9 protein-coding genes and 1 pseudogene are annotated in these 11,883 nt (G+C 65.7%); 4 read left to right on the top strand and 6 right to left on the bottom strand.

Features of this window, described 5'->3' with window-relative positions:
* The first annotated feature begins 6 nt into the window (after nt 1–6).
* Entirely contained in the window at nt 7–978 is a 972-nt protein-coding gene (gene nudC, locus JHD67_RS11240) for an NAD(+) diphosphatase (RefSeq protein WP_199099270.1), read from the top strand.
* Between the two features lie 87 nt (nt 979–1,065).
* Complete coding sequence (ampE, locus tag JHD67_RS11245; protein WP_199099271.1) at nt 1,066–1,935, top strand: regulatory signaling modulator protein AmpE; 870 nt, start codon at nt 1,066–1,068, stop codon at nt 1,933–1,935.
* Nucleotides 1,936–1,988: 53 nt separating this feature from the next.
* On the opposite strand, the gene JHD67_RS11250 is transcribed toward ampE, so the two are convergent.
* On the bottom strand, nt 1,989–3,863 hold the full coding sequence (locus tag JHD67_RS11250) for an MFS transporter (RefSeq protein WP_199099272.1): 1,875 nt from the start codon (nt 3,861–3,863) through the stop codon (nt 1,989–1,991).
* A 252-nt stretch (nt 3,864–4,115) separates the two neighbouring features.
* Here JHD67_RS11250 and JHD67_RS11255 point away from each other — a divergent pair, with 252 nt between their 5' ends.
* Entirely contained in the window at nt 4,116–4,769 is a 654-nt protein-coding gene (locus JHD67_RS11255; RefSeq protein WP_199099273.1) for a dihydrofolate reductase family protein, read from the top strand.
* Between the two features lie 90 nt (nt 4,770–4,859).
* Nucleotides 4,860–5,306, top strand: a complete 447-nt coding sequence (locus tag JHD67_RS11260; protein WP_199099274.1) for an SRPBCC family protein — start codon at nt 4,860–4,862, stop codon at nt 5,304–5,306.
* 79 nt (nt 5,307–5,385) lie between these two features.
* On the opposite strand, the gene purD is transcribed toward JHD67_RS11260, so the two are convergent.
* The 5 genes and pseudogenes from purD to JHD67_RS11285 form a co-directional block, all read right to left on the bottom strand.
* On the bottom strand, nt 5,386–6,669 hold the full coding sequence (purD, locus tag JHD67_RS11265) for a phosphoribosylamine--glycine ligase (RefSeq protein WP_199099275.1): 1,284 nt from the start codon (nt 6,667–6,669) through the stop codon (nt 5,386–5,388).
* Nucleotides 6,670–6,801: 132 nt separating this feature from the next.
* Nucleotides 6,802–8,190 (bottom strand): AMP-binding protein, encoded by a 1,389-nt coding sequence (locus tag JHD67_RS11270; RefSeq protein WP_199099276.1) that lies wholly within the window; start codon nt 8,188–8,190, stop codon nt 6,802–6,804.
* Between the two features lie 176 nt (nt 8,191–8,366).
* Nucleotides 8,367–8,939, bottom strand: coding sequence for a Sua5/YciO/YrdC/YwlC family protein (locus tag JHD67_RS11275; RefSeq protein ID WP_199099277.1), 573 nt, complete (start codon nt 8,937–8,939; stop codon nt 8,367–8,369).
* Nucleotides 8,940–11,456: a DNA topoisomerase I gene (locus JHD67_RS11280; RefSeq protein WP_199099278.1), complete on the bottom strand. Its 2,517-nt coding sequence runs from the start codon at nt 11,454–11,456 to the stop codon at nt 8,940–8,942.
* Between the two features lie 128 nt (nt 11,457–11,584).
* Nucleotides 11,585–11,883: pseudogene (locus tag JHD67_RS11285) on the bottom strand (DNA-protecting protein DprA); the annotation flags it as partial.

Raw genomic sequence — 11,883 nt, forward strand, 5'->3', positions numbered from 1 at the left:
CACGGCATGGAACGCACCCCCTTGCCGCGCCTCAATACGTTCGCGGGACTGAGCCATATCCTGGATCGCACCGCCGAACGGCGTGACGAATCGATCTGGGTGAGCGAACAGGCCGCCTCCGGCGAAGCGCGTTACCTGCTGCTCGACCCTCAAGGTCAGACCTACCTGCAAACCGGGCGTGACGCGCTGCGCTGGCTCGATGCGGGCGAACGCGAACGCTGGCTGGGCGAGCTCAAGGCCAGCTTCCTGGGCTTTGTCAACGACAAGCCGCATTTCCTGGTGGCGCTGGATGACGCCGAGCGCGCCGCCGAACTGGAAAGCACGCTGGACGCCCGCCGCGCTGACTTGCGCACGGCCGGCCTGCGCCTGCCAGCCGACGAAGCCGGCCTATTCGCCTATGGCAAGGGCCTGGCGCACTGGCAGCGGGAAACCCGTTACTGCGCGTACTGCGGTTCTCCGCTGGTGTTGGTCGCCTCGGGCCATCGCGCGCAATGCACCAACGATAGCTGCGGCCGCATGCATTTCCCGCGCACCGATGCGGCTGTCATCGTGATCGTGGAGCACGAAGGCGCGTGCCTGCTCGGACGCCAGGCGGGCTGGCCGCCGGGACGCTATTCCACGCTGGCCGGCTTCGTGGAGCCCGGCGAAGCCTTGGAAGACGCCGTGCGCCGTGAGGTCGCCGAGGAAGCAGGGGTGCAGGTAGGCGAGGTGCATTACCACTCCTCGCAACCCTGGCCGTTGCCGCAATCACTGATGGTGGGCTTTACCGCCAAGGCGGTGTCGCCGACGATCCGCCTGCGCGACCACGAGCTGGAAGAAGCACGCTGGTTCACGCCGCAGGACATCGTCCAAGGTCTCGCCGACGGCAGCTTCCTGCCATCGCCCAAGCTCTCGGTGTCCTATCACTTGCTGGCCCACTGGCTGCGCGAGCGTGCCGGCCTGGACCTGGATGTGCTGGTCGCGCAACACCGTCGTTGAGCAACGCCCGTCGCCGACGGGCTCACTGACATCATCCGCTCCAAGGCTTGGCCTACAATCGCGCCAACGACCGGGAGATTCGTTTTCATGGCTGTCAGCCTGCTCACTGCCCTTATTGCCCTTGGCCTGCTGCACATGGCGCCGCAACTCGCGCATTGGCGTGGCGACGGTGGCTTCCGCCGCTGGGTAGCCCAGCTCAACGACATCGCCGGCCCCGCACGCGTCGCGATCACACTGGGCGTGCCGGTGGTGGTGTGCCTGCTGGTGATGGGCCTGATCGGATGGATGCCCGGCAGCGACGTGCTGCGCCTGATCTTCTCGCTGGTAGTGCTGCTGTACTGCTTTGGCCCCCACGCGTTCGAGGCGGATCTGGAAGCCATCCTCAAGGCCGCCGATCAACCCGCGCGCGAGGCGGCCGCCCAGGCGCTGTCCGACGACGGCGACGCGGTGAGCTGGAATGCCATCGCCCTGGGCGAAGCCATAGCGTACGCCGCGTTGCGTCGCCGCTTTGGCGTGCTGCTGTGGTTTTTCCTGCTCGGCCCGGCGGGTGCCCTGCTGTATCGCCTGGCGCAGACGCTGGGGCGTGACCCCAGCCTGCGCCTGGATGCCCAAGGCCGCAGCGCCGCGCATGCCTTCGCCAACATCGCCGATTGGCTGCCCGCCCAACTGATGGTGTTCACGCTCGCCTTGGTGGGTCATTGGGATGCGGTGATCGGTGCCTGGAAGCGCTGGCATCAACAGCAGTCACCCCATGGCTGGTACGTGGAAGGCCCCGGCTTCCTCGGCGCCGCCGCACGCGCGGACGTCCAGGTGGATATCGAAGCCGGCGACGGTTACGCGGAAGAGCGCAGCGACCCCATCGCCGAGCTGATCCGCTTGCGCGGCACGCTGCTGCGCGCCCTGCTGGCGTGGCTCAGCCTAGTAGCAGTGATGCTGATTGCCGGCTGGATGAGCTGAGCCGGCTTTCCGCCAGGGATGCGCGGATGTACGCCATATCGGCGCGCGCATCCCTAGGCAAAGTCGCCGCGCAACGAGTGCACGCGCGCTTCCAGCAAGGCCATGCTGGCATCGGCGGGCGCGATCGGCGCACCGGCCACCAACTCCACGCGGGCACGGAAACGACGGGGCAAACGTGCGCGATGCAGCATCGAATCGCGCCGGCTCCACACGCTACCCCATAGTCCCCGCAACGCCAGCGGCACCACGGGTACCGGACGACGCTCCAGGATGCGCGCCACGCCAGGGCGAAAAGCGGCGATATCGCCATCACGCGTCAGGCCACCTTCGGGGAAGATGCACACCAGCTCGCCCGCCGCCAGCGCCGCATCCACCTCGTCATAGGCTCGCTCCAACACGGCGGGATCTTCCTTCTGACCTGCAATCGGAATGGCTCTGGCGGTGCGGAACACAAACTTCAGCACCGGGATATTGAAGATCTTGTAGTACATGACGAAGCGCGTCGGCCGGCGCAGGTTCGCCATCAGCAACAACGGGTCCATGAAGCTCACGTGGTTGCACACCAGGAGCGCGGGGCCTTCTTCCGGGATCTGCTCCAAACCTTCCACGCGCACGCGGTACAGCGTATTCACCAGCACCCAGGTGATGAAACGCATCAGGAACTCGGGCACCAGCGTGAAGATGTAAGTTGCCACGGCCACGTTGAGCAGTGCCGCCACCAGGAAGATCTGCACCGCGCTCAAACCCGCCGTCGCCAGAGCGAGACCCAGGCCTGAAGCGAGGCAGATCCACAACGCGTTGAGAATGTTGTTGCCCGCGATCACGCGGGAGAGATGACTGCGCGGCGTGCGTGCCTGCACATAGGCGAACAACGGCACTACGTAGAAACCGGCGAACACGCCGATCAAGGTGAGATCCAGGGCCACCCGCCAACTGCCCGCGCTGCGCAGAAAGCCCAGCCAGTCCAGCCCGTGCACGGTCGCCAAACCGGGGTGTGCGACATACAGGTCCACGCCGAAGGCGGTCAGTCCAAACGCGCCCAATGGCACCAGGCCCACTTCCACGCGGCGACCGGACATGCGCTCGCACAACAGCGACCCCACGCCCGTGCCCAGCGAAAACAGCGTGAGCACCAGCGTGTTCACCGTGCCATCGCCTCCCAGATTCATGCGCGTGTAGTTGGGCAATTGCGCCACCAACACGGTGCCAAAGAACCAGAACCAGGAAATACCCAGCACCGCGTTGAACACCTTGGGATCGCGCCGGGTGATGCCGAGCACGCGCACGGTTTCGGTCAGCGGATTCCAGTTGAACACCAGGTCCGGCGCCGTCGCGGGTGCCGGCGGAATGCGACGGCTGGCGAGGTAACCCACCAGCGCGACCAGAATGGTGGCGCCCGAAGCAGCGAGCGGCCCAAAACCGGCGATCAGCATGAGTGAGTTGCCCGCGATCATGCCGATCAGCATCGCCAGCTGCGTGCCCATTTCCACCAGCCCATTGCCGCCTACCAATTCCTCGGGCTTGAGCGCTTGCGGCAGGATGGCGTACTTGATCGGCCCGAAGGTGGTCGAGTGCACGCCCATAAGAAACAGCACCACCAGCAACAGCACCGTGTGATGCGTGTAAAAGCCGATCGCGGCAATCAGCATCGCGGCGATCTCGAACAGCTTTACGAAACGGATGATGCGCGATTTCTCGTACTTCTCCGCCAGCTGCCCAGCCGTGGCGGAGAACAGGAAGTAGGGCAGGATGAACAAGGCCGGCGCCAGATTGGTGTAGAGCGATACCGTCTTGTCGTCCAACCCCATTTGAAAGGCCACCAACATCACCAGCGCATTGCGAAAGGCGTTGTCGTTGAATGCACCCAGCGCCTGCGTCCAGAAGAACGGGGCGAAACGGCGGCTTCCAAGCAGGTTGAACTGGCTCATGCAGGGCCTTGATTGAAGGTCCGCGCAAGCCTAGCGCGAATCCAGCATGGCGACACGTCGTCCCCGATCGCCGCCACGCCGTGGCGTATTGCCGGACGGGACGCACCATGCACGATGGATCAAAGCCCTTCGATCATTCATCCCATCCAGCCGCCAACCTGCTAGCGTTTCGCCGGCAAGCCGTCATCCAGGGCGCTGGCCGCATGCCGATGCATCACGCAAGCCCCACGCCATACATGCCTGGAGATCACCATGCCACGTTTGCGCGCCCACAGTTTCTCGCTGTCTCTCGATGGTTACGGCGCCGGGCCGGATCAGGATCTGGCCAACCCATTGGGCGTTCGCGGACCCGAGCTCATGGAATGGCTCTTCCCCACCCGCGTGTGGCAGGCCATGCACGGCCCGGCCGACAGCGGCGAGACCGGCGTGGACAACGCCATGGCTGAGCGAGGTTTCGCGGGCATTGGCGCGTGGATTCTGGGACGCAACATGTTCGGCCCCGTGCGCGGCCCCTGGTCCGACGATGCATGGAAGGGCTGGTGGGGCGAGGAGCCGCCGTATCACACGCCGGTTTTCGTGCTGACCCACCATCCGCGCGCTTCCCTCACCATGGCGGGTGGCACCGTGTTCCATTTCGTCACCGAGGGCATCCATGCCGCCCTGGAGCAGGCGAGGAACGCCGCGGGCCCCCTCGATGTTCGCGTGGGCGGTGGCGTGGCAACGGTTCGCCAATACCTCCAGGCGGCATTGATCGATGAGTTGCATCTGGCGGTGCGGCCAGTCCTGCTTGGGCGCGGCGAGCCGCTGTTTCGCGATCTCGACCTGCCTGCGCTGGGCTATGCCTGTGCGGAATGCGTGCCCGGCGAGCGGGCCACGCACGTGACCATTCGCAAACAGGGACGCTGACCGACCCGCGTGTCGAAATCGCACGCATGCGTTCGTCGTATGCATGAGCACCCATCATCGGTGCCGTCCTTCCTCGCAGGAGAGTATTTGATGAGTACCGGCACCGTGACGCTGCACCGCATACTGCGCACGACACCCGAGAAGATCTATCGCGCGTTTCTCGACGCCGATGCGATGGCGCGCTGGCTGCCGCCACACGGCTTCACCGGACGCGTCCATCACATGGACGCCCGGATCGGCGGTAGCTACCAGATGTCTTTCACCCACTTCACCAGCGGACACGGCCATGCCTTCGGTGGCAGCTATCACGAGCTGGTGCCGCACGAACGCATCCGCTACAGCGCACGCTTCGACGATGCCAACCTGCCCGGGGAGATGTTCACCACGGTCACGCTGAGAAAGGTGTCCTGCGGTACGGAGTTGACCGTCGTGCAGGAAGGCATTCCCGCGCTCATTCCCACCGAGCAGTGTTATCTGGGCTGGCAGGAATCGCTGGTGCAGCTGGCCCAGCTGGTGGAGCCAGACATCCCGGGCTAAGCCATCGCATGGCGTCGATACGAAAAGCCCCGGACGAACCGGGGCTTTTTGCGGGGCGAGCGATGCAATGGTTCGAAGATCAGCCGCGGTGCAGCGCGCGATGCGCGATATCGCGACGACAAAACGCCCCTTCGTAATGCAGCTTGCCAACGGCCGCATAGGCGTTCTCGCGCGCGGCGGCAATATCCTTGCCCAGCGCGCACACGGTGAGCACGCGCCCACCGGCGGTGATTGCCTGGCCCTGCGCATTGAGCTGGGTACCGGCGTGGAACACCTTCACGTCGGGGCCAAAGTCGTTGTCCAGGCCGGTGATCACGTCGCCACTGCGCACCTTGCCCGGATAACCACCCGCTGCCATCACCACACCCAGCGAGGGGCGCGCGTCCCACTGCGCATGGGTGTGATGCAGCTCGCCGTCGAGCGCGGCCTCGATCAGATCGACCAGGTCCGACTTCAGGCGCAACATGATCGGCTGCGTTTCGGGGTCGCCAAAGCGCACGTTGAACTCGATGACCTTGGGCGTACCGCTCTTGTCGATCATCAGGCCGGCGTAGAGGAAACCGATGAAGGGCGCGCCTTCCATCGCCATGCCGCGCAGCGTGGGTTCGATCACTTCCTTGAGGATGCGCTTTTCCACTTCGGGGGTAACCACCGGCGCCGGCGAATAGGCGCCCATGCCACCGGTGTTGGGGCCGAGGTCGCCTTCGTCGCGTCGCTTGTGATCCTGGCTGCTGGCCATCGGCAACGCATGCTGACCATCGCTCATCACGATGTAGCTGGCTTCTTCGCCGTCGAGGAACTCCTCGATCACCACGCGGGCGGAGGCGTCGCCAAAGGCGTGCGCGCCCAGCATGTCGTGCAGCGCCTGCTCGGCGTCGGCGAGCGTGAGGGCCACCACCACACCCTTGCCGGCGGCGAGGCCATCGGCCTTGATGACGATGGGCGCGCCGTGCTGGCGCACATAGGCCAGCGCCGGGTTGAGTTCGGTGAACACGGCATAGCGTGCGGTGGGGATGTTGTGGCGGAGCAGGAAGTCCTTGGCGAACGCCTTGGAGCCTTCCAATTGGGCGGCAACCGCGCGCGGACCGAAGCAGCGCAGGCCGGCGGCGCGGAACTTGTCGACCACGCCAGCCACCAGCGGTACCTCGGGCCCCACCACGGTCAGCGCGATCTTTTCGTCCTTGGCCAGCTTGAGCAGGCCCTCCAGATCGGTCACGGCAATATCGACGTTGCGCAAGCCCTTTTCGTGCGCGGTACCCGCATTACCGGGCGCCACGATCACTTCGCTGACGCGCGGTGACTGCTTGAGTTTCCAGGCCAGCGCGTGTTCGCGCCCGCCACTGCCGATGACCAGGACTTTCATGCTTGCTCCACTGCCGGGGGATGCGCCGGAGGCTGGCGCAGCCCGTCATTGTAGAGGCAGGCTGCCACCCGTGCAGCGCAACACGTGGTTGGCTTCCGTCCGGAGCCGGCCGTTTGAGGCCCCCGCAGCGGCTTAGGCGCGGCTGTCCAGCAGGGCGAGCAGGGCGGCGCGGGGCAACTTGCCGGTCTCGTTGCGCGGCAAGGCCTCCACCCGCTTGAGCGGGCGCGGCAGGAATACCGGGTCCACCACGCGGCGCAGCGCCTCCAGGATGGCCGCCTCGGACAGGTCAGGCGCCACCGCCAACGCGGCGATGCGCTGCACGCCAAGGCCTTCGGCGCCGTCCAGCTGCAGCATCACCCCGTCCTTGACGCCGGGAATGGCCAGCAGCCGGCGGGTGAGATCGCCCAGCGACGCGCGCTTGCCGGCGATGTCGAGCAGATCCGCGTGGCGACCGCACAGGCGGAAGCGGCGACCGCCATCGTGCAGGGTGACCAGATCCGCCAGCGTGATCGGTTCATCCAGCTGCGGCGCGCGCACCGTGGTGCCGTCCGGCTGCGGATGCAGCTCGACGCCGTCGTACAGCGTCCACGGTTCGTCAGCGGCCGCGCGGCGACTGGCCACCACGCAGGTCTCGGTAGAGCCAAAGACTTCCAGCAGCGGCGCGCCAAAGGCGGTCTCGGCCGCCTGTGCCAGCTCGGCGGGCATCGGTGCGGTGGCCGAAACCAGGGCGGCAATGGGCGGCAGCCGCACCCCCGATTCCACCAGGGCACGCAGATGCACTGGCGTAATCACCAGCACGCGCGGCTCGGGCACCTCCGCCAGCGCGGTCGCCACGTCGGCAGGGAAGAACGGTCGGCCCGCGTGCACCGCCGCCTCGTCCAACAAGGGCAGCAGCACCGACATTTCCAGCCCGTACATGTGCTGCGGGGGCACCGTGGCGACGACATGGAAGCCACGCCCCACCTGGGCATGCAGCATGCGGCAGTTGCCGGCATTGCTGGCGTGGAAGTTGCCCCAGGTCTTGATGTTGCCCTTGGGTACTCCGGTAGAGCCGGAGGTGTAGCCAATCGCCACCACCTGGTCGGCGGGGAGGCAGGGCACCGGCTCATCCGCAGGGGTCGCGGGAACCTGCAGCAGGCTCGGCAGATGATGAAAATGCGCCGGCGCCACATCCGGCCGCCGCTCTCCCACCGCGTAGGCGCCCGCATGGGTCGCCATCACCTCGGCCACGGCCTGCGGCGCGCGCGAGGAAGGCAGCAGGTTCATCTGGCCGCGCAAGGCGATGGCGCAGAAGGCGACCAGAAAAGCGTAGCGGTCTTCGCACAGGTTCACCGCGCAGGGCGCGGGCGGCAGCTGCGCGGCCACCGCATATACATGAGCAAGAAAGTGCCCGGCACTGACCGGCGCGCCATCGCGCCAGACCACCGCGCGCTGCCATGGGCCAGCGGCCAGCAAGGGCAGCTCGAGAGCGGCCTGGTCCTGCGGGTGGTTGTCGAAAACGCTGACCAATTGGCTCTCCATGAAGGCACTACGCCGGACGACGATGGGCGGGTGCCGAATCGACGTACAGGCGATGGAAACGGTGTTCGGCGAGGCCCCATCCTCACGGCAGCCACTGAATCGTCCCCGACCGGGGCCGCGTGGCATGCATAAGCCGTTCATCCAGCCTCTCCCCGAGGCCGGTCATCAGGCTTCAATCAGGCCCGGATGATAGCGCCAGTAAGGACATCGCGGATGACCGAGGGTCGCTCCTGGTCGCCCAGCGGAGCGTCGAGCAGCCCATCCAGCGCGGCGCCGAAATAGGCATCCACGGTTGCCGCCGAACGCGCCGAGGGCTGGCCATGGGGGTTGGCGCTGGTCGATACCAGCGCGCCACCGAACGAACGACACAACGCAGCGGCGGGGGCGTGCGCGGTGATGCGCAGGGCAATACCTGCGTGCGCGCCAGCAACCCAGGCGGGCACGTCGGGCGAGCGCGGAAAGATCCAGGTGTTGGGGCCGGGCCAGCTGGCACGTGCCGCGGCAAGTGCGGCCGCCGGCACAGCAGCCTGGTCGATGTAGCGCTCGACTTGGGCGAAATCGGCGGCGATCAGCAGCACGCCCTGGGTGGGCGGGCGCTGCTTGAGTGCGAACAGCCGCTCGAACGCCACGCGATCGTGCGGGTCACAACCCAGCCCGAACACGGCCTCGGTGGGGTAGGCCAACACGCCACCGCGCCTTAGCAAGGCGGCGGCGGCGTCGAGCTGCCCCAGGGTAAAGCGCTCGCTCACTTAAGCGTCTGCCTTGGTCTTCTTGGCGGTGGCCTTTTTGGTCGCCGCCTTCTTGGCTGTCGTCTTCTTGGCGGTTGTCTTCTTCGCCGCGGCCTTCTTGGTCGCCGTTTTGGTGGCGGTTTTCGTAGCCGCTTTCTTCGCGGCCGGCTTCTTCTCCGTGGCAGCCTTCTTGGAGGCGGCCTTCTTGGCAGCCGTCTTCTTGAACGCGCCGCGCCCCTTCTTCACCGGCGCCGCCGCCAGCAGCTCCACGCATTGCGCCTCGGTCAGTTCCTTGGGGTCCTGATCCTTGGGAATGCGCGCGTTCTTCTCGCCGTCGGTGATGTACGGACCGAAACGGCCATTGAGCACCTGCACGCCGTTGCCGAAGTCCTGGATGATGCGATTGGCGATCATCTCCAGCTTTTCCTGCACGATCTGCAGGGCGCGCGGCAGCTCGATGGTGTACGGATCGTCCTCAGCCTTGAGCGAGGCATAGGTGCTGCCCTGCTTCACGAACGGTCCGAAGCGGCCCACACCCACCGACACCTCATCGCCATTCTCGGCCTGGCCGAGCTTGCGCGGGAGCTTGAACAGCTCCAGCGACTCTTCCAGCGTAATGGTGTGCATGCTCTGGCCCGGACGCAGGCTGGCGAACTGCAGCTTTTCATCGGTGTCCTTGTCACCGATCTGCGCATACGGCCCGTAGCGGCCCAGGCGCACCGATACCGGCTTGCCGCTCTTGGGATCGGTACCCAGCTCGCGCGCACCGGTGGCTTCGCTGCGATCGACCGACTCGGTCTTCTCGTCCACCTGCTGCTTGAACGGCTGCCAGAAGCGCTCCATCAGCGGCACCCAGGCTTCCTCGCCACGGCTCACCGCGTCCAGCTCGTCTTCGAGCTTGGCGGTGAAGTCGTAGTCGACGTAGCGGGTGAAATGCTGGGTGAGGAACTTGCTTACCGCACGGCCCACGTCGGTGGGCTTGAAGCGGCGGCTGTCCAGGAACACGTACTCACGGTTGAGCAGCACCTGGATGATGCTGGCGTAGGTCGACGGACGGCCAATGCCGTGCTCTTCCAGCGCCTTCACCAGGCTCGCCTCGGAGTAGCGGGGCGGCGGCTCGGTGAAGTGCTGGTCGGCCTCGATCTCCTGGATCGCCACGCGCTCACCCACATCGAGCTTGGGCAGGCGACGGCCTTCGTCGTCATCCTCGGCGGTCTTCTGGTCGCGGCCTTCCTCGTAGACCGCGAGGAACCCCGGGTCCACCACCGTGGTGCCGGTGGAACGGAAGGCGGCATCGCCACCGGCGACGTTCGGCACCGCAAAATCCACCGACACGGTATTGAGCGTGGCATGGATCATCTGGCACGCGACGGTGCGCTTCCAGATCAACTCGTACAGCTTGCGCTGCTCCTCGTTGAGGAAGGACGACACCTCGCGCGGCGTGCGCATGGCCGAGGTTGGACGAATCGCCTCATGCGCTTCCTGCGCGTTCTTGGACTTGGATTTGTATACCTGCGCGTGATCGGGCAATGCCTTGGCGCCGAAATCGCGCGTGATCAGCTGGCGCAGTTCGCCCACGGCGTCCTCGGACAAGGCCACCGAGTCGGTACGCATGTAGGTGATCAGACCGACGTTGCCCTCGTTGCCGATCGACACGCCTTCGTACAGGCCCTGCGCCACTTTCATGGTGCGGCTGGTGGAGAACCCCAGCTTGCGCGCGGCTTCCTGCTGCAGCGTGGAGGTGGTGAAGGGCGGTGCCGGACGGCGCTTGCGCTCCTTGCTGCCCACATCACTTACCGTGAGGTGGCCGTGCGCGGCCTCCTTAAGCGCATGGCGCGCGGTCAACGCATCGTGCTCGTTGGTCAGGTCGAACTGTTCGAACTTCTTGCCGTTGAGCTTGGTGAGCTTGGCCGTGAAGTCGCCTTCGGGGTGACGCAATGCCGCCTCGATGGTCCAGTACTCGCGGGCCTTGAAAGCTTCGATCTCTTCCTCGCGCTCCGCAATCATGCGCAGCGCGGGCGATTGCACGCGACCAGCAGACAGGCCGCGCTGCACCTTGCGCCATAGCACCGGCGACAGGTTGAAGCCCACCAGGTAATCCAATGCGCGGCGCGCCTGCTGGGCGTCGACCAGGTCATGGGAGAGCTGGCGCGGGCTGGCCACGGCCGCCTTGATCGCCTTGGGGGTGATTTCGGAGAACACCACGCGATGGAGCTGCTTGCCCTGGGTCAGGCCGCGCTCCTTGAGGATTTCGCTGATGTGCCAGGAAATTGCCTCACCTTCGCGATCCAAGTCGGTCGCGAGATAGATGTCGTCGGCCACCTTGGCCGCCTTGGCGATGGCGTCGACATGCTTCTCGTTGCGATCGATCACCTCGTAGGCCATGGCGAAGCCGTGGTCGGGGTCGACCGCGCCCTCCTTGGGCTTGAGGTCACGCACGTGACCATAGGAAGCGAGGACCTGGAAGTCCTTGCCGAGGTATTTGTTGATCGTCTTGGCCTTGGCCGGCGATTCGACGATAAGCAGGTTTTTTGCCATGAAGCTTGTTATCCGCCATCTATGGCCGCGCCCGACTGGGCCTGGCCGCTCTATATCTAGTTAAAGGCATGGCGGCACAACGCCGTCAAGCTCGGCCATGTGAAACCGCGTCCCAGGTCGGCTTTGACTCAGCCGTGCAGACGCTGATAACGGTTACCAGGCAAGGTTTCGACCTTGCCCGCCAATTCCAGCATCAACAACATCGACGACAGCGTCGCGACAGGCTGACCCGTGACCGATGCCAGCTCGTCCAGGGTCATCAAGCTATCGCCAAGGAGACCCAGCAACGCCTCGGACGCCGTATCGGTATCGGCGTCCTGGGGGCAGGCTGGAGTAACAAGGGTATCGAGCCGGCAAGCCAGTTCGCGCCCCAGGGCAATCGCCCCTGGCGTCAGCACTTCCACCATTTCGCTGGCCGTTTCCACCA

The sequence above is a fragment of the Dyella sp. ASV21 genome (genome assembly GCF_016428975.1).
Classification (GTDB): Bacteria; Pseudomonadota; Gammaproteobacteria; order Xanthomonadales; family Rhodanobacteraceae; genus Dyella.